Source organism: Gilliamella sp. wkB178, assembly GCF_001690705.1.
GTDB lineage: Bacteria > Pseudomonadota > Gammaproteobacteria > Enterobacterales > Orbaceae > Gilliamella > Gilliamella apicola_K.
Window position 1 is genome coordinate 46,011 of record NZ_LZGK01000001.1, and the last position, 18,484, is coordinate 64,494.

General features: G+C 36.7%; 16 protein-coding genes and 1 tRNA gene. 11 read left to right on the top strand and 6 right to left on the bottom strand.

Features of this window, described 5'->3' with window-relative positions:
- Positions 1-31: 31 nt before the first annotated feature.
- The gene (locus A9G13_RS00230) at positions 32-1,321 is read right to left on the bottom strand and encodes an NAD(P)/FAD-dependent oxidoreductase (protein ID WP_141670825.1); all 1,290 of its coding nucleotides are present in this window, start codon (positions 1,319-1,321) and stop codon (positions 32-34) included.
- 349 nt (positions 1,322-1,670) lie between these two features.
- Here A9G13_RS00230 and A9G13_RS00235 point away from each other — a divergent pair, with 349 nt between their 5' ends.
- From A9G13_RS00235 to rraA, 5 genes are all read left to right on the top strand, one after another.
- On the top strand, positions 1,671-2,642 hold the full coding sequence (locus A9G13_RS00235) for an HlyD family secretion protein (RefSeq protein WP_065555632.1): 972 nt from the start codon (positions 1,671-1,673) through the stop codon (positions 2,640-2,642).
- A complete protein-coding gene (locus A9G13_RS00240; protein WP_065555633.1) occupies positions 2,624-3,763 on the top strand; it encodes an ABC transporter permease in 1,140 nt (379 codons plus the stop codon). Before A9G13_RS00235 ends, A9G13_RS00240 begins: the two co-directional genes overlap by 19 nt.
- Positions 3,764-3,778: 15 nt before the next feature.
- Entirely contained in the window at positions 3,779-4,951 is a 1,173-nt protein-coding gene (locus tag A9G13_RS00245) for an ABC transporter permease (RefSeq protein WP_065555634.1), read from the top strand.
- Between the two features lie 131 nt (positions 4,952-5,082).
- Positions 5,083-5,979, top strand: a complete 897-nt coding sequence (locus tag A9G13_RS00250) for a 1,4-dihydroxy-2-naphthoate polyprenyltransferase (protein WP_065555635.1) — start codon at positions 5,083-5,085, stop codon at positions 5,977-5,979.
- A gap of 89 nt (positions 5,980-6,068) precedes the next feature.
- A complete protein-coding gene (gene rraA / locus A9G13_RS00255) occupies positions 6,069-6,560 on the top strand; it encodes a ribonuclease E activity regulator RraA (protein ID WP_065555783.1) in 492 nt (163 codons plus the stop codon).
- A gap of 84 nt (positions 6,561-6,644) precedes the next feature.
- Here rraA and dprA read toward each other — a convergent pair whose 3' ends face one another.
- Entirely contained in the window at positions 6,645-7,748 is a 1,104-nt protein-coding gene (gene dprA / locus A9G13_RS00260; RefSeq protein WP_081301104.1) for a DNA-processing protein DprA, read from the bottom strand.
- Between the two features lie 156 nt (positions 7,749-7,904).
- Between dprA and def the strand changes: the two genes are divergently transcribed.
- On the top strand, positions 7,905-8,417 hold the full coding sequence (def, locus tag A9G13_RS00265) for a peptide deformylase (protein ID WP_065555636.1): 513 nt from the start codon (positions 7,905-7,907) through the stop codon (positions 8,415-8,417).
- A 42-nt stretch (positions 8,418-8,459) separates the two neighbouring features.
- Here the strand turns inward: def and grpE are convergent, their stop codons facing one another.
- On the bottom strand, positions 8,460-9,044 hold the full coding sequence (gene grpE / locus A9G13_RS00270; protein WP_065555637.1) for a nucleotide exchange factor GrpE: 585 nt from the start codon (positions 9,042-9,044) through the stop codon (positions 8,460-8,462).
- 153 nt (positions 9,045-9,197) lie between these two features.
- Here grpE and nadK point away from each other — a divergent pair, with 153 nt between their 5' ends.
- Positions 9,198-10,076 (top strand): NAD(+) kinase, encoded by an 879-nt coding sequence (gene nadK, locus A9G13_RS00275; protein ID WP_065555638.1) that lies wholly within the window; start codon positions 9,198-9,200, stop codon positions 10,074-10,076.
- A gap of 59 nt (positions 10,077-10,135) precedes the next feature.
- Here nadK and A9G13_RS00280 read toward each other — a convergent pair whose 3' ends face one another.
- Positions 10,136-10,639, bottom strand: a complete 504-nt coding sequence (locus A9G13_RS00280) for a phosphatidylglycerophosphatase A (RefSeq protein WP_065555639.1) — start codon at positions 10,637-10,639, stop codon at positions 10,136-10,138.
- Between the two features lie 106 nt (positions 10,640-10,745).
- Complete coding sequence (gene argF / locus A9G13_RS00285; protein WP_065555640.1) at positions 10,746-11,756, bottom strand: ornithine carbamoyltransferase; 1,011 nt, start codon at positions 11,754-11,756, stop codon at positions 10,746-10,748.
- Between the two features lie 268 nt (positions 11,757-12,024).
- Between argF and carA the strand changes: the two genes are divergently transcribed.
- The 4 genes from carA (at position 12,025) to A9G13_RS00305 (ending at position 17,479) form a co-directional block, all read left to right on the top strand.
- Positions 12,025-13,185, top strand: coding sequence for a glutamine-hydrolyzing carbamoyl-phosphate synthase small subunit (carA, locus tag A9G13_RS00290; RefSeq protein WP_065555641.1), 1,161 nt, complete (start codon positions 12,025-12,027; stop codon positions 13,183-13,185).
- Positions 13,186-13,187: 2 nt separating this feature from the next.
- Entirely contained in the window at positions 13,188-16,409 is a 3,222-nt protein-coding gene (gene carB, locus A9G13_RS00295; RefSeq protein ID WP_065555642.1) for a carbamoyl-phosphate synthase large subunit, read from the top strand.
- A gap of 30 nt (positions 16,410-16,439) precedes the next feature.
- Positions 16,440-17,285, top strand: a complete 846-nt coding sequence (locus A9G13_RS00300) for a fumarylacetoacetate hydrolase family protein (protein WP_065555643.1) — start codon at positions 16,440-16,442, stop codon at positions 17,283-17,285.
- Positions 17,286-17,402: 117 nt separating this feature from the next.
- Positions 17,403-17,479, top strand: a tRNA-Met gene (locus tag A9G13_RS00305).
- Between the two features lie 44 nt (positions 17,480-17,523).
- On the opposite strand, the gene metF is transcribed toward A9G13_RS00305, so the two are convergent.
- A complete protein-coding gene (metF, locus tag A9G13_RS00310; protein WP_065555644.1) occupies positions 17,524-18,399 on the bottom strand; it encodes a methylenetetrahydrofolate reductase [NAD(P)H] in 876 nt (291 codons plus the stop codon).
- Between the last annotated feature and the right edge of the window lie 85 nt (positions 18,400-18,484).

Below are 18,484 nucleotides of genomic sequence, written 5' to 3' on the forward strand. Positions count from 1 at the left end.
ATAAGTAACTAACTATTTTTTAATACAAGCACTAATCTCTATTGGTAAAAATAGATGAAGATTTAGTTTTATACATAAATTTACTGGCGCTAACAAAGCGAATTGTTTTGTAAATACCAAGCAAACTAGCTTGATGAATACGATACAATAACCGATGAATCATTAAAGCAAAACGTCCTTTAACACTCATTTCATTTTTGCCAATTAATTTTAACACACCTTGTGCGGTATCATGCAGCGTAATAATTGTTCCTTTATCTACATATTTAAATACTTTCAATGATTGATTATTTAAAAGTCTAACAATATTTTCATAACAAACTTTTGCCATTTGCTGAGCAGCTTGTGCTGTTGCCGGTGAAGCATGGCCATTGTCTTGCATTGCATAAGCACAATCACCAATAACAAAAATATTGTCATCGCGGGTAGTTTGTAAAGTTGGCTTAACAACGAGTTGGTTCGAACGGCTGGATTCTAAACCAGCGATCTCTTTTAAAAAATCAGGCGCTTTTACCCCAGCAGTCCAAATCATTATATCGGCCTTAATAATATTCCCTTCTTTAGGATAAAAGCCATCACTTTCAGCTTTAGTGATCATAGTTTTGGTTAAAATACGAATCCCACGGTTTTTTAAAGTTTGAGTAATGCTGGCTGCAGTTTTTGCGGGCAATGCTGGCAAGATTCGATCAGTGGCTTCAATTACTGAAACAACTAAAAGATCAGAACACATTTTATTACGTCCACAGGCACCAAAAGCTTCAACCATATGTGGTAATTCTGCGGCTAATTCAACCCCTGTAGCCCCACCACCAACAATAGCGATATGGATTTTATCTTCGTCTTTGATTTCTTTTTCATCAACAATGGAACAAAAACTAGTGAATTTGGCAATTAAGGTTTCACGTAAACGAATAGCTGCATTTTGATCATCTAAGAAAATACAATGTTCTTTAACCCCAGGGGTACCAAAATCATTTGAAGTACTACCAATTGCTAGTACTAAAATGTCGTAATCCATAAACATGGTTTCATCTTTAATATTTAAGAAACTAATTTGTTTCTTTTCACGATCAATATTAGTGAAAGTACCTTGGGTAAATTGAAAATAATGTTGTTGCCCTTGCGAAGCATAATAAATATTATCAACTTGTTCATCAAGCACACCAGTGGCAACTTCGTGTAATAAAGGTTTCCAGAGATGATAACTATTTTTATCAACAAGAGTAATTGCGGCTTGGTTGGTTTTACCTAATTTATCACCAAGCTCTGTTGCTAGTTCGAAACCACCAGCCCCACCACCGATAATAATTATTTTCTTCATAATTTTACCTTTTCAATTTAATTGCGAATATCATACTAAATAAGTAGGTTTTTATCTATTTCTTTGACTAATCTTATTTATAAATGAAAGCTATCAAACATATAGATTACAATTATTGAAATTAACTTAATGTTTATATTAGTCTATTTTAGATAGTAAGAATGAAGTTGATGATAAGATATAAATCTGACGTTAATTTTTTGAATTAAAATTGACTTAACTTGTATAGATACCGTTCTTTCCGTATAATGCGATCGATAATAATTTACGTGTGTTATTTCTATTCAACATGCAATTATCTTAACTCTCTTTGTCTTACCCATTTAATATCACTCTATAATAGAATTTTATGAATAAAAAAACTTTTATTATTATTGCGTTAATTGTTATTTTAATTTCAATGACAATATTAATACGTTCGCATAATAGCCAACTTATACTACAAGGCGAAGTCGATGCGCCTAATGTCAATGTCGCGTCTAAAGCTAAAGGGCGAGTACAACTTATTCATGTAAATCGTGGGGATGATGTCAAACCGAATGACATTTTAATTACTCTTGATAGTCCTGAATTATTAGCTCAAGTTAAAGCTGCCGAGGCTGCTCGCGATCAAGCTCAAGCACAGGTTGCACTTTCCGATAATGGTACCCGCGAAGAAAGTATTCGTTATTACCAAGCGCTGCTCCAACAAGCTAAAGTGACTTATGATAATGCTACTAAAGAATATAATCGTAATAAAGCCATTGCGGCTAAAGGATTCGTATCACAATCGATATTAGATAATGCCCTAAAAACTCGTGATGCCGCCTTTCAACAAGTACAATCAGCGCAAGCTAATTTAGATCAAGCTAAAAATGGTGATCGTGTTGAACAACGTGAAATTTATGCCGCAAAATTACAAGAAGCAGAAGAACAACTTAAACAGTTGCAAATTCAATATGATGATTTACAAGTTAAAGCGCAAGTAGAAGGGGAAGTTGGGGCAATCCCAGCTGAAGTGGGTGAATTATTTAATGCTAACAGCCCGTTATTAACCATAATCCGGCTACCTCAAGCTTATTTTGTCTATAATCTGCGTGAAGATATTATGCCCAATATTCACAAAGGTGACCGCGTCAAATTAGAGGTACCAGCACTAGGCCATAAAGAAGTTGAAGCAGAAATTCGCTACATAGCTCCAATGGGTGATTATGCCACTAAACGAGCTACTCGTGCCACAGGTGATTTTGATTTAAAAACTTTTGAAGTTAGATTATATCCTATTAATCCTGTTGACGGATTGCGTTCAGGTATGAGTTCATTATGGAAATTAGACAATTAATGTTGGATTTCTACCATCGTTTTAAAGATGCGTTTAATGATGAAATACCAACAATATTTAGGCGGTTCACTTTCCATTGGTTAATGTGGATTTTACCGCTTATTATTTTCATATTAATCAGCAGTATTTTTTACCGTGGGGTACTATTTGATTTACCTGTGGGGTATATCGATCTGGATAAAAGTATTTTATCGCGTGAAATAGTCCGTGATCTTAATGCTGCTGCGCATGCTGATCTTATCAATTATGATAATCAACTCACCCAAGCCAAACGCGATCTTGAAAAAGCTAAAATTTACGCAATACTTTATATTCCATCTAATTTTGAAGCTGATGTATTAGCCGGCCGTCAACCTACACCGATGCTTTATTATAACGCCTTGTATTACAGTGCTGGTTTATATTCAATTATGGATTATTCAGGATTAATTGCGACGTTGAATACGCAATACCGAACCACCATGGCAACTAGCATTGGGCTAACTGTACCACCTTTAGCTAAAGTTAATTTTAATTATGATGGGTTGTTTAATGCCAGTGGTAATTCAATGTATTTCCAGCAATTTTCCGCAGTTGTACATTTACTACAGTTATTTGTGGTTACAATAACCATCCATATTTTAGCGCAACTACCTAAGCGTACTCGCCCTAACTATCCTTTCGTATTAGGTAAATTAGCACCTTATACCATTTGGTTTACAATGTTGCTCATTTTTGAAATTGCTATGTTAGTATTCTTTTCAAAAGCCAGAGTTTCAGGCTCGCCATTTGCGATGATAATTGTAGTATTTTTCTATGTGATTGCGGCTCAAAGCATTGGTATCTTACTGTATACCTTTACCAAAACGCCAATTGATGCCTACACCTATATTGGGGTATTAGTTGGCTTGGCATTAACCTATTCTGGTATTGTGGTGCCCGAACTTTCCATGCCGTGGATCGCTAGACTTATTTCATCGTTAGAACCTTTAACCTATGCACTCAATAAACTGTTTGATCTATTTTTACGTCATTCTAGTTGGTTATCAGTATTAAAAACTTGCGGTATTTTAATGGTCTACCCAATAATTATCACAGTATTAGTCAGAAAACGTCTTGTTAGACGTTTACATTCGCAGTAAGAGGGTAATATTCGGATGGTTAAAATATTTTGGTCTTCATTTGTAAGAATATTCTTCTTATTATTAGGACGACCAATGTGGTTATTATTGCTATTATCAGTTTCGCTAATGAGCCTCGTTTATAGTAATGGAACTATCACTAATTTACCTGTAGCCATTGTGGATCTTGATCATACACCCGCAAGTCATAGCTTAATCCGATCATTAAATACCAGTACTAAAATTGAAATTTCTATGTATGAAAGCTCATTACAAGCTTACGATGATATTAATACCCGTAAACTTTTTGCGGTTATTACTATTCCTAGAAATTTTGAAAAAAAATTGTTAAATGGCGAAGAAATTACTATCCCAGCTTACGGGGATGCATCAAGTCGTTTAGCCAATGGGTTAATACAGCTTGATCTAAGAGGAATTTATCAGCAGATTTTAACTGATATCAATACTAAGATAATGCGTAATAGTGGTTTTTCTGACAAACAAATTAATATTATTTTATCACCAATCAATGGTCAGACTGAGCCTCTTTATAATGCCGGAATAAGTTTTGCCGCAATTACCTTTCCTGGTTTATTAGTGATGTTATTGCAACATTCGTTTTTAATTGCCGCGACTCGAACTAATATAACCTTAAGCTCATTACCTCAGGGTAAACCTCCTAAAATTGTTGTCTTTGGTAGTTTATGTGGTTTAATTCCAATTTGGTTATTTTTATCAATTGTATTATTTGGTTTATGGCCTTGGGTACTCGGCTATCGCCAATTAGCCAGTATTCCAGAAATTTTAGTGATGACATTTCCTCTATTAATTGGTGTTATGGGGTTAAGTAAATTGGTTACTGAATGCTTACGCCGTACCGAGATGATTTATCTTACACTGGCATTTTTAACTACACCAGTTTTCTACCTTTCAGGCACTATTTGGCCCATTGATGCGATGCCACTTTGGGTACAATTTGTTTCATATTTGCTGCCATCAACATGGGCAACCAATATGATTGCCGGAGTAAACCAAATGGGTATAAGTTTATCGGATAATTTACTAAATATCTTTATGATCCTGTTGCTAGGATTGATTTATAGCTGTATGGGCATTTTTATTTGTGCCTTAAGGGAAGGTCGGGTAAGAAAATTTTTCCGCAAAATTAAGAAATTCAATCAAATAAAACAGCTAAATACTAAACATTAGTTATAATTAACCTGGGCAATAACCAAAAGTTCGGATAAAAAATGATTTTGATTACAGCACGTGAATCATGTTTGTATTCCTGTTATGATGATTAGTAATTTTTATCAACAGAAATAACATGTTAGATTTAGATGAAATTTTACCCATGGATGATCAGTTTACGATTAAAAACCTTACCCCTGTCTTTATCTGCTATTTTTGTAGGTAATGCTCTGGCTTTTTGGCAACAACAATTTCATTGGTTAGTCATGGTTCTCGCGCTGATTACTGCTTCTTTATTACAAATATTATCTAATTTAGCTAATGATTATGGTGATGCCATTAAAGGCAGTGATGATGCCAATCCTATTGCCCATACTCGGGGAATACAACTAGGTTTAATTAATCTAAAACAATTAAAAATAGCATTATGTATCAATACTCTTTTGTGTATTTTATCCGGACTGGGATTGTTAATATTAGCCTGTCAAAATATCTATGAACTGTTCAGTTTTTTATTATTAGGATTATTATCTATTGTCGCCGCTATAACTTACACTGTGGGTAAAAAACCGTATGGTTATATTGGATTAGGTGATTTATCAGTGCTGATTTTTTTTGGTTTAGTTGGTGTAATGGGGAGTTATTATTTGCAAACTAAATCATTACCAGCCTTTATTTGGTTACCGGCTATTGGTTGTGGATTATTATCAGTGGCGGTACTTAATATTAATAATTTACGCGATATTGATAGTGATCGTCGCAATCATAAACGCACATTAGTGGTATTAATGGGTAATACCGTTGGTCGTTATTATCATTTATTTTTATTATTACTCGCATGGTGCTTACTTAGCATATTTGCCTACTTCTATTTACATACCCTTTGCAGTGGCTTGTTTATATTAACGTTGCCGTTATTAGTTAAACATATTTATGCGGTTTTCACGTTTAATTCATCCAAAGATGCTGCACCACTATTATTACAGATGGTTAAGCTTGCTTTATTGACTAATTTACTTTATTGTTTGGGTATTATTTTGAGCTAGCTCACGTTTATTTAAATTTTATATCGTGTTACTCACTGTTAGCGGTATACTAGGTTAAATTAAATACGACAGCAAAAGGAGACTTGATGATGGAGTTTGATACTTCAATACTTTGCGATTATTACCCGGAAGATGTTAACGTAGTTGAACCGATATTTAGTAATTTTGGTGGAGTAGCATCATTTTCAGGCCAAGCTGTAACTGTTAAGTGCTTTGAAGATAACGGTTTACTATACGAAGTATTACAATCTGATGGCACCGGAAAAATCCTGGTTATTGATGGTGGTGGTTCAGTCCGTCGAGCATTAATTGATGCTGAACTGATTGATATTGCCGTTCAAAATCAATGGGAAGGTATTATTGTTTATGGCGCCGTCCGTCAAGTTGATTACCTTGCTGAAGCTGAAATCGGTGTGCAAGCATTAGCCGCAATCCCTGCTGGAGCTGATGATCAGGGCGTTGGTGAAGTTGATATTCGCGTTAATTTTGGTGGGGTAACCTTCTTTTCTGGTGATTTTGTGTATGCCGACAATACCGGTATCATCTTGTCCGAAATAGCACTTGAAGTCGAAGAAAAATAAAAATATTGCTTACCGCTGGTGATGATTGTCAGCGGTTTTTATACTCAAACGTATATGTCTCAGGAAACATCTTGACAACAATATTTATAAAGTGCGGTTACGAATATAACCACCGGTTACAGTTTTGATCAGTCCTTCCAATTCCATATCTAATAATTTACTGGTTACCTCTGGAATAGTTAAATTTACCTGTTCAGCAATAAGATCAATGGAAATAGGTTGATGATGAATAACTGCAAAAATTTCAGGATATAAAATACTATTCGCCTGCTTGCTAGTTTGATGTTGTTGCTTATTTACTGTAGATAAATAACCGCAATAATGTTCTAAGATGTCAGTTGGGTTAGTCACTAAATAAGCACCTTGTTTAATTAACGAGTGAGTCCCATTACAATTTTCATTATCAATATCGCCAGGCAAGGCAAACACATCGCGGTTTTGTTCAAGGGCATAACGAGCGGTGATTAGTGAACCACTTTTTTCTGATGCTTCAACAACAAAAGTACCTAAACTCAAGCCACTAATGATCCGATTACGCCGCGGGAAATATTCCGGCCTGGCAGCCTCAAATGGCAGAAACTCTGACACAATCGTACCTTCTTGCTGCAAAATATCATTAGCCAATCTCAAATTAGATCTCGGGGTAATATTAGCATTACCACCGCCTAAAACAGCGACAGTATAACCCGCCACATCTAGCGCGCCTCTATGACAAATTGCATCAATACCAATGGCTAAACCGCTGGTTACTGTCAAACCATTTATGGCTAATTCACCAGCAAAATAGCGCCCCCATTGGGCACCATATTCGCTAAATTCACGGCTCCCCACCATAGCAATTTGTGGTGAATGTAATAATTGCCGATTACCTGAAACAAATAACAACGAAGGTGGAGAACTAATTTGCTTAAGTAAAGGCGGATAATCTACATCACAATAAGCAATTATACTATTCTGATGATTAGAATTATTTAACCAATCAAGCATGGGTTCAAAGTGTAGATAAGACACTTCAAAGAAGCGAGACTGTTGACTATTAGATAATCCTAAACTAGTTAATATAAACGGCACATCAGGCAGTTGTTCAGGTAACCCTTTCTCAAAAAGTTCACCGATTCTTTTAAAGATCTCAATTTTTCCAATGCCTAGTATTGAAATTCGTAGAAAAAATTCATATTTACTCATCATAGTCTTTGTATATTCATTTTAAACAAGTGTTAAACCATAAATTGGTAAGATATATTTGACCAATAGCTAACAAAAGCTATTCATTAACAAGATAAATGTTTACAATGATTACGAAATTTAATTAACCTTATTTTTGAGGAGTAGATCGAAGAATTTATGGCTATTTTACCGATATTACGTTTTCCTGATGAACGACTTCGCAAAATTGCAAAGCCGGTTACCCAATTTACCCCTGAGCTACAAACCATCATTGATAATATGATTGAGACTATGTACGCTGAAAATGGTATTGGGCTGGCAGCTACACAAGTGGATGTGCATGAGCAAATTATTGTAATTGATGTATCAGAAGATAAAAATCAACTCTATGTGATTATTAATCCGGAAGTCATTAGTCAAGAAGGTGAAACAGGTATTGAAGAAGGTTGTTTATCCATACCAGATTGCCGTGGATTTGTTCCGAGATCTGAAAAAATTAAAATCAAGGCCCTTGATCGTCATGGTGAGGCGTACGAAATAGATGCTGAGGAGTTACTGGCTATTTGTATTCAACATGAAATGGATCATTTAAAAGGTAAGTTATTTGTTGACTATCTTTCGCCGCTAAAACGTCAACGCATCGAACAAAAAATGAAAAAAATGACTCGGGAAGAGCAGAAAAATAAATAAAATTAACCGCCACTAGTGGTGGCGGTAGACCTATCAAAACAGTTATTTAGCAACAATTACCATAGCTGGGCGAATTAAGCGACCATTTAAGGTATAACCTTTTTGAATGGTATTAACGATTTGCCCGGATTGATGATCTGGCGACTCAACCATACTAATTGCTTGGTGTACATCAGGATTTAATTGAGAGTTATCGGTACTAACTACTTCAATACCAAACTTTTTCACCGTATCTAAAAATGATTTTAACGTGAGCTCTAAGCCTTCAACGGTGGCTTGATGCTCTGGATTATTTTTATCAGTTGATTCTAATGCCCGCTCTAAATTATCAATCACTGGTAATAATTCATTGGAAAATTTTTCTAACGCATATTTACGCGCTTTATCCACATCTTGCTCCACACGTTTGCGTACATTATCAATTTCAGCGCGCGCACGGATCATGGCTTCACTTTCATTTTTCTTAGCTAGTTGTAATTCTTGTTCAAGCTCTGCAATGCGAGCATCTTTAGCTTTTAATTGCTCATCAATACTCGGTTCTGCGGGTGCCTCTTTTTCGGTAGGCTCTTCTGTCACAGTTTGATTGTTATTTTCATTTTCTGACATGTTCTTATCTTGCTCTGTCATAAGGTACTCCAAATGTAGTCGAAAACTTAATGAATTAGAGTTATTATGGGGACAATTTTTATTATTACAAGTTTATCGGTATATTGATAAGTGTTTTTTTAATCTTTGGTGAAAAAATACATAAGTTAATCGGCAATATTACAGGAATATTTTATGGATAAACCATTTAAATGTATTGGCTTAATTGGAGTTCCACGTAAATTAGAAGCAATTGAAACCCATCAAGTGCTTTATGATTGGCTGGTTAAACAAAAAATTCGCGTGTTAGTCGAAGACAGATTAGCCGAATTTATCACCTTTCCGGTTAGTGAGTATGCTTCATTAGATACTATTGGTAAACAAGCTGATCTAGCCATTGTGGTCGGTGGTGATGGTAATATGTTGCGATCAGCTCGCTATTTATCACATTATAATATCAAGATAATTGGCGTAAATCGCGGTAATTTGGGTTTTTTAACTGATATATTGCACGAACAGGTCATTGAACAGTTAAGCCCAGTTATTGCCGGTGATTATGATGATGATCCTCGGTTTTTACTGGAAGTATCCATTTATGATAATGGTGCCTTAATCAATTCTGGTTTTGCCGTTAATGAGATTGTGGTCACCCCCAATACAGTTGCCCATATGATTGATTATGATGTATATATTAATGAACGTAATGCTTTTTCACAACGTGCCGATGGCTTAATTATTGCTACACCTACAGGTTCTACCGCTTACTCTTTATCAGCTGGCGGTCCAATCCTGGCACCTCATTTAGATGCGTTAATTATTACACCAATGTTCCCGCATTCGTTATCGGTTAGGCCACTGGTTATTAATAGTGGTGAGCCTATTCATCTTAAATTCCCGACCACAGCACTGGATTTAAATATTGCTTGTGACAGCCAAATTATTTTGCCGGTTAAACCTAGCCAAGATGTGATTATTCGCCGTTCAGCTTATCAATTTAATTTAATTCACACTAAAGATTATGATTACTTTAATAATCTTTCCAGTAAATTAGGATGGTCACAAAAGATGTTTTAAACATGTTTTTGCGTCGAATTAAATAATAAGAGCAGTTAATTAAAGCAAGGCAGCTAAAATTAGAAAGTAATTATTTTAGCTAGAATCCAAACCGCGGTGGATGAAAAAATAGCCGCTATGACATCATCAATCATAATGCCAAAACCTCCGGGTACTTTTTTATCAAACCAGCGAATTGGCCATGGTTTTGCCATATCAAATATTCTAAAAGCAATAAAGGCAATAGCAATCCAACTTAGCGAAACTTGCGGGATAAAAAATAGGGTGATCCACATGCCGACAAATTCATCCCAAACAATATGTCCGGAATCGTGGGTATGGGTATCATCTGAGGTTTTTTGGCATAAAAAGCAACCAAATACAAAAGCGACAATAATAAGCACCCAATACAAAGCAGGTTCTAAACCATAAAATAACCACCAAAATACAATCGCCATTAATGATCCCGTCGTACCAGGCATTATTGGTGACATACCGCTACCCAAACCAACGGCTAATAAATGAATGGGATTGCTTAGTTTAAGGTATTTTTTAAAACCTTTGTTGCGATCTTGTTTTGTCATTTTGGTCTATTTTGCTAACTAAAACGATATTATTATGCCGACTTTATATCGGCATAAGCGTGAAGAAAATACATATTAGCTGAGTATTTTCTGATTGGCAGGTATATTATGCGTCTTTACTTAAGGTTGCAACCATTACTGCTTTGATAGTATGCAGTCTATTTTCCGCTTCATCAAATACAATACTGTGCTGGGATTCGAAAACCTCGTCGGTTACTTCCAGCCCATTAGCTAAACCATATTGTGTTGCCATTTGTTTACCCACAGTGGTATTCATATCATGAAAAGCCGGTAAACAATGCATAAATTTTACCTTTGGATTATTAGTCAGTTTAATGACATTCTGATTAACTTGATAAGGCGTTAATAACTTAACCCGTTCATCCCATACTTGTTTAGGTTCACCCATTGACACCCAAACATCAGTATATAAAAAATCTACATCTTTAACACCAGTCGTCACATCCTCGGTTAGGATGATTTTTGCTCCTGTGGTTTTGGCTATTGCTTGACACTTTTGTACAAGATCGGCTTCCGGTTGGCATGCTTTAGGGGCGACTAAACGTATTTCCATGCCCATTAAGGCGGCACCTTCCATCAATGAATTGCCCATGTTATTACGTGCATCACCTAAATAAGCAAACTTAACAGATTTAAGTTCCCGCTCGTCAATATGTTCTTGCATAGTCATAAAATCAGCTAAAATTTGTGTTGGGTGAGCTTCAGTAGTTAAGCCATTCCAAACTGGCACACCAGCATATTTTGCCAATGTTTCCACAATATTTTGCCCATAACCGCGGTACTCAATACCGTCATACATTCGTCCCAATACCCGTGCGGTATCGGCAATCGATTCTTTATGGCCAATTTGACTACCACTTGGTCCTAAATAAGTAACGCAAGCACCTTGATCAAAAGCACCAACTTCAAAAGCACAACGAGTACGCGTAGAATCCTTTTCAAAAATTAAGGCGATGTTTTTGCCCGTAAGATATTTCTGTTCCGTACCTTGCTGTTTGGCTTGTTTTAGTTTGATTGCCAGCTCGATTAATTGATTAATTTCGGTAGGGGTAAAATCGAGTAAGCGTAAAAAGTGGCGCTGATAAAAACCGTACATAATTTGCTCCCAAGAACTATAAATATTTCTATAATTTTATTTGAATAATTATGCAAATTCAAGTTAAACATAACCAAATAGATAATCTTTAGTGTTAACTTTTAAAAAATCTCAAAAATTAGACTTAATTATTAAATTAATTTTTATAATAATGCTTTTTTTGTTTAAAAAATTGTAATAAAATGCCCAAATATTACATCTTCAACTACAAGTCTACATGAATTTTTATTCATATTTATTGATTTGTTATTCAAAGGTATTGTAAATTATGCACACTTATGCCCTCCTTATGTTACAAGATGGTTCACAATTTATCGGTAAATCAATTGGTACTGATGGCCAAACTGTTGGAGAAGTGGTGTTTAATACTTCTATGACTGGCTATCAAGAAATTTTAACTGACCCTTCTTATGCCGAACAAATGGTTACTTTAACTTATCCACATATTGGTAATGTAGGTACTAATGATGCTGATGCCGAATCAGCTCAAGTTTATGTTAAGGGACTCATTGTTCGAGATTTGCCGTTATTAGCGAGTAATTACCGTAGTGAGTTAGATCTATCTAGTTATTTAAAACAACATAAGGTGGTAGCCATTGCTGATATTGATACCCGCCGTTTAACCCGTATTTTGCGAGAGAAAGGGGCGCAACATGGTGTTATTATTACCGCGAGCGATAAAGATTACTTATTGGCACAAGCCGAGTCTGCCAAACAGCAAGCTAACAATTTTAAAGGTTTAAAAGGGCTAGATTTAGCTAAACAAGTAACGTGTAAGCAAAGTTATAGTTGGACGCAGGGTTTATGGACCAGGCAACACGAACTATCAAAACCTAAAGCAGAAAGTGAATTACCTTACCATGTGGTGGCTTATGATTTTGGGGTAAAACGCAATATTTTGCGTATGCTAGTTGCCCGTGGTTGTAAATTAACCGTTGTACCTGCAAAAACCAGTGCTGAAGAAGTGTTTGCATTGAACCCTGATGGTATTTTTTTATCAAATGGCCCGGGCGATCCGGCACCTTGTACTTATGCCATTGATGCTATTAAACAGTTTTTAACCACAAATGTTCCGGTATTTGGAATTTGTTTGGGACATCAGTTATTGGCACTCGCTTGTGGTGCCAAAACGGTAAAAATGAAATTTGGTCATCATGGTGGTAATCATCCGGTTAAAGTTCTTGAGAACAATCGCGTGATGATCACTGCCCAAAATCATGGTTTCGCTGTGGATGAAAATAGTTTACCTGCTCATTTACGAGCTACACATAAATCATTGTTCGACGGCTCACTGCAAGGTATTCATCATAATGAAAAGCCAGCCTTTAGCTTTCAAGGCCATCCAGAAGCCAGTCCAGGTCCACACGATGCTGCCCCCCTTTTCGATCACTTTATTGAATTAATTAAAATTTATAAGCAGGAGCAATAACCATGGCTAAGCGAACAGATATCAACAGTATTTTAATTATTGGCGCCGGCCCGATTGTTATTGGTCAAGCATGTGAATTTGATTATTCAGGCGCTCAGGCATGTAAAGCATTACGCGAAGAAGGCTATCGCGTGATTTTAGTTAATTCAAATCCGGCTACTATCATGACCGATCCGGAAATGGCTGATGCAACTTATATTGAACCCATTCATTGGTCAACAGTACGTAGAATTATCGAAAAAGAACGCCCTGATGCTATCTTACCCACTATGGGTGGGCAAACTGCTTTAAATTGTGCCTTAGAACTAGAAAATAAGGGAATATTAAAACAATTTAATGTTGAAATGATTGGTGCCACCGCCGATGCCATTGATAAAGCCGAAGATCGCAAACGTTTTGACCAAGCAATGAAAAAAATAGGTCTTGAAACCGCGCGTTCTGGTATTGCTCATTCACTAAAAGAAGCTTATTCAGTACTTGAATTAGTCGGCTTCCCTTGTATTATTCGTCCGTCATTCACAATGGGGGGAACTGGTGGTGGTATTGCTTATAATACCGAAGAGTTTGAAGAAATTTGTACACGAGGGCTCGATCTTTCACCGACCAATGAACTATTAATTGATGAATCATTGATTGGTTGGAAAGAGTACGAAATGGAAGTAGTGAGGGATAAAAACGATAACTGTATTATTGTGTGCTCAATTGAAAACTTCGATCCAATGGGAATTCATACTGGTGACTCAATTACTGTTGCTCCAGCCCAAACCCTAACCGATAAAGAATACCAAATCATGCGTAATGCATCTATTGCAGTATTACGTGAAATTGGCGTAGAAACCGGAGGATCCAACGTACAATTCTCGGTTGATCCTAAAACCGGACGATTAATTGTTATTGAGATGAATCCTCGGGTATCACGTTCGTCGGCTTTGGCCTCTAAAGCAACAGGATTCCCTATTGCCAAAATAGCGGCTAAATTAGCGGTAGGATATACACTTGACGAGCTTAGTAATGACATTACTGGAGGCAAAACTCCGGCCTCATTTGAACCATCTATTGATTATGTGGTCACTAAAATTCCGCGCTTTAATTTTGAAAAATTTGCTGGTTGTAATGATCGCTTAACCACACAAATGAAGTCAGTGGGTGAAGTCATGGCGATTGGTCGAACTTTTCAAGAATCGCTACAAAAAGCACTACGTGGACTTGAAGTCGGTGCCTGTGGATTGGATCCCAAAATTGATGATTATACTAATGAAAAGAATATCACCAAGATCCGTTATGAATTACAAGACGCCGGCGCAGAGCGAATTTGGTATATTGCCGATGCTTTTAGAGCAGGTTTAGCTTTAGATGAGATATTTTTATTAACCAATATTGATCGTTGGTTTTTAGTCCAAATTGAAGAGTTAGTTAATGTCGAAAATGAACTCAAACAGCAATCAATTACTAGTTTGAATAAAGAAATATTATGGCAGATTAAACGCAAAGGTTTTTCCGATCAACGCATTGCTAAATTACTTAATACCGATGAACAATCAGTACGTAATTTACGCTCTCAATATAATATTCATCCGGTTTATAAACGGGTTGATACTTGTGCCGCAGAGTTTGCAACCGACACTGCTTATTTATATTCGACTTACGAAGAGGAGTGCGAGGCACAGCCACAGTTTAAACGACCAAAAATCATGATTCTAGGTGGTGGTCCGAATCGAATAGGACAAGGCATTGAATTTGACTATTGTTGCGTACATGCTGCATTAGCACTACGTGAAGATGGTTTTGAAACCATTATGGTTAACTGTAATCCTGAGACGGTGTCTACTGATTATGATACCTCTGACCGGCTCTATTTTGAACCGGTTACGCTTGAAGATGTACTGGAAATTGCCCATGTCGAAAAACCTGATGGTGTGATAGTGCAATATGGCGGACAAACTCCGCTTAAATTAGCTCGAGCCTTAGAAAGTGCCGGTTTACCAATTATAGGCACATCTCCAGATGCCATTGATAAAGCTGAAGATCGTAAACGCTTTCAAGCTATTGTCGATAAATTGCAATTAAAACAGCCAGTCAATGCCACTGTGACTGATATTGATGAAGCTGTTATCAAAGCCGAAAAAATAGGCTATCCATTAGTCGTTCGTCCTTCTTATGTTCTGGGTGGTCGAGCAATGGAAATTGTCTATAACGAGCAAGATTTAAAGCGTTATTTTAAAACGGCGGTAAGTGAATCAAATAATGCGCCGGTATTGCTCGATCACTTTTTAGATGATGCGATTGAAATCGACATTGACGTGATCGCTGATGGTGAGCACATCGTAATTGGCGGAATTATGGAACATATAGAACAAGCGGGGATCCATTCCGGAGATTCAGCTTGCTCACTACCCACACATACATTAAATCCTGATATTCTAACTAGATTACGTGAACAAGCTAAGCAATTAGCACTTGAACTGAATGTAAAAGGGTTAATGAATGGTCAATTTGCGGTTAAAGGCAATGATATTTACTTGATTGAAATTAATCCTCGTGCTGCTCGTACCGTTCCTTTTGTTTCCAAAGCTACCGGTTTGCCATTAGCCAAGATTGCTGCACGGGTAATGACAGGGCAATCACTCGCTAAACAACAGGTAACCAAAGAGGTTATTCCACCTTATTATTCAGTAAAAGAAGTCGTACTACCATTTAATAAATTTAGTGGTGTCGATCCAATTTTAGGGCCGGAAATGCGTTCAACTGGTGAAGTTATGGGCATTGGCAAAACGTTCGCCGAAGCTTTTGCTAAAGCACAATTAGCAAGCTTATCCAACATGAAAAAATCAGGGAAAGCGTTATTATCCGTTCGTGATCAGGACAAAATTCGTTTGATCGAAGTCGCTAAGCAATTAATTGCCCATGGGTTTACTCTTGACGCGACTGCAGGCACTGCCACAGTCTTACAACAAGCCGGAATAAACTGTCAAATTGTCAAAAAAGAAAATGAAGGGCGACCAAATATTCATGATCATATTAAAAATGGGGAATACAGCTATATTCTTAATACTACGTCAGGTCGTGCCGCCATTGAAGCTTCGAAAATTTTACGTCGTAGTGCCATTCAATATAAAGTGCACTACGATACAACCATGAATGCTGCTTATGCGACTACGGCGGCGTTAGATTGCGATCCCGCTAAAACCGTTATACCATTACAGGAACTTTATAAATTACTATGAATTTGATTAGATGATTTAAAGGAGAGCATTATGCGATTACTGCGTTATGGTTTAAAAGGTCATGAAAAACCAGCCATCTTAGATGATAAAGATCAACTGCGCGATCTAAGTGCGGTAATCGCCGACATCGATGCCGAAACTTTAGCTGATAATGTGCTTAAAAAAATTAATCAAATCGATATTAATACGTTACCGATAATTAGTCATCCTCAACGGATTGCCCCTTGTGTCGGTAAAGTGGGTAAATTTATTTGTATTGGTTTGAACTATATCGATCATGCTAAAGAAACCGGTGCCGCAATTCCTAAAGAACCGGTTATTTTCAATAAATGGACCAGTGCTATTAGTGGCCCTAATGATAATATTGTATTACCTCGAGGTTCGACTCATACCGATTGGGAAGTAGAACTAGGTATTGTTATAGGAAAAGAAGGTAAATATATTCAAGAGCAAGATGCATTATCTTATGTTGCAGGCTATTGCGTGGTTAATGATATTTCTGAACGAGATTATCAACAAAATCGTGGTGGAACTTGGGACAAAGGCAAAGGTTGTGATAGTTTTGGACCTATTGGTCCTTGGCTAGTGACTACCGATGAAATTAGCGATCCACAACAGCTCGAATTATGGTTAGAAGTTGACGGTAAACGTTATCAACATAGTAATACCAGTAACATGATTTTTAATGTCAAACAGATCATTAGCTATGTCAGCCAATTTATGAGTTTACAACCTGGTGACATTATTTCCACCGGTACACCTCCGGGGGTTGGTCTTGGTATTAAACCCGAACCGGTATTTTTAAAAGCAGAACAAAAGGTGCGTTTAGGCATTGAAAAGCTAGGGATTCAACAACAATTAGTGGTTAAGGAATAACAAATTTGTATATCACTAGTCAGGTGTATTTTTTATATATTTTAAAAAATATTTCAATTTTATTCAAAACAGGTATTGCTTTATTATTTAATTGCTATATTATAGCGGCCTCTCTGACGCGGGGTGGAGCAGCTTGGTAGCTCGTCGGGCTCATAACCCGAAGGTCGTTGGTTCAAATCCAGCCCCCGCAACCAATTCAAACCGAATATTTATCCTATCTTAAGTTATTGAATATCATTTATTGTGCTTTGGGTATTTCCAATAATGTCGATACCGCCTCATTAATGCGTCTAGCAATATAGCTGTTATTCATTGTGTATAAATGAATACCATCCACATTTTGAGATATTAAATCAACAATCTGATCAATAGCATAGGCGATGCCAGCATCACGAAAAGCATCAGGGTGGTGTTCATATTTTTCCATTATTTGCTTGAATTTTTTGGGTAAATTCACACCACACATAGAAACCATGCGTTCTATTTGATTTTTATTGGTAACCGGCATAATTCCCGCTTCAATCGGCACATTAATACCCATGTCATGGGCTTTGTCTAAAAAAGCAAAAAAGTAGTCATTATCGAAAAATAATTGCGAAATTAATTGATCGGTTCCTGCATTGACTTTTTCTTTTAGGTGAATCAGATCTTGTTTCAGTGTTGGCGCTTCAAGGTGACCTTCGGGGTAACAGGCGCCAATAATGTTAAAATCACCATTTTCTTTAATAAAAGTCACTAGTTCACTCGCAAACCTAAAATCATTTTTAGGTTCAACATTAGGACTAATATCGCCACGCAATGCGAGTACATTATCAATACCCGCACATTTTAAATCGGCGAGGATTTTCTGCATTTCAACTTTACTAAAATTAATGCCGGGTAAATGAGCCACACTTTCAATACCATAGGTATATTTAACTGCATGGGCAATATCAATTGTCGTTTGCCCATTTAAACTACCACCCGCACCATAAGTTACACTGATAAAATCAGGTTTAAAGTAACCAAGTTCACGTAAGGTGCTATAAATGGTCTCTAGGGGCGATGTTCTTTTCGGGGGGAAAACCTCAAAGGAAAACACCGTTTTTTTATTAAATAGTTGATTGGTTTTCATTGTCTATCACCCTTTAGATCTACTATTTTCCTTATCAAGGTTACCGTCATCGACAAGATGACGGTAACATAAGGCATAACAATAG

Excerpts from the sequence above, each read along its gene's own strand:
- A9G13_RS00230 (WP_141670825.1), bottom strand. The coding sequence starts at position 1,321 with ATGAAGAAAATAATTATTATCGGTGGTGGGGCTGGTGGTTTCGAACTA.
- A9G13_RS00235 (WP_065555632.1), top strand. The coding sequence starts at position 1,671 with ATGAATAAAAAAACTTTTATTATTATTGCGTTAATTGTTATTTTAATT.
- A9G13_RS00240 (WP_065555633.1), top strand. The coding sequence starts at position 2,624 with ATGGAAATTAGACAATTAATGTTGGATTTCTACCATCGTTTTAAAGAT.
- A9G13_RS00245 (WP_065555634.1), top strand. The coding sequence starts at position 3,779 with ATGGTTAAAATATTTTGGTCTTCATTTGTAAGAATATTCTTCTTATTA.
- A9G13_RS00250 (WP_065555635.1), top strand. The coding sequence starts at position 5,083 with ATGAAATTTTACCCATGGATGATCAGTTTACGATTAAAAACCTTACCC.
- rraA (WP_065555783.1), top strand. The coding sequence starts at position 6,069 with ATGGAGTTTGATACTTCAATACTTTGCGATTATTACCCGGAAGATGTT.
- dprA (WP_081301104.1), bottom strand. The coding sequence starts at position 7,748 with ATGATGAGTAAATATGAATTTTTTCTACGAATTTCAATACTAGGCATT.
- def (WP_065555636.1), top strand. The coding sequence starts at position 7,905 with ATGGCTATTTTACCGATATTACGTTTTCCTGATGAACGACTTCGCAAA.
- grpE (WP_065555637.1), bottom strand. The coding sequence starts at position 9,044 with ATGACAGAGCAAGATAAGAACATGTCAGAAAATGAAAATAACAATCAA.
- nadK (WP_065555638.1), top strand. The coding sequence starts at position 9,198 with ATGGATAAACCATTTAAATGTATTGGCTTAATTGGAGTTCCACGTAAA.
- A9G13_RS00280 (WP_065555639.1), bottom strand. The coding sequence starts at position 10,639 with ATGACAAAACAAGATCGCAACAAAGGTTTTAAAAAATACCTTAAACTA.
- argF (WP_065555640.1), bottom strand. The coding sequence starts at position 11,756 with ATGTACGGTTTTTATCAGCGCCACTTTTTACGCTTACTCGATTTTACC.
- carA (WP_065555641.1), top strand. The coding sequence starts at position 12,025 with ATGCACACTTATGCCCTCCTTATGTTACAAGATGGTTCACAATTTATC.
- carB (WP_065555642.1), top strand. The coding sequence starts at position 13,188 with ATGGCTAAGCGAACAGATATCAACAGTATTTTAATTATTGGCGCCGGC.
- A9G13_RS00300 (WP_065555643.1), top strand. The coding sequence starts at position 16,440 with ATGCGATTACTGCGTTATGGTTTAAAAGGTCATGAAAAACCAGCCATC.
- metF (WP_065555644.1), bottom strand. The coding sequence starts at position 18,399 with ATGAAAACCAATCAACTATTTAATAAAAAAACGGTGTTTTCCTTTGAG.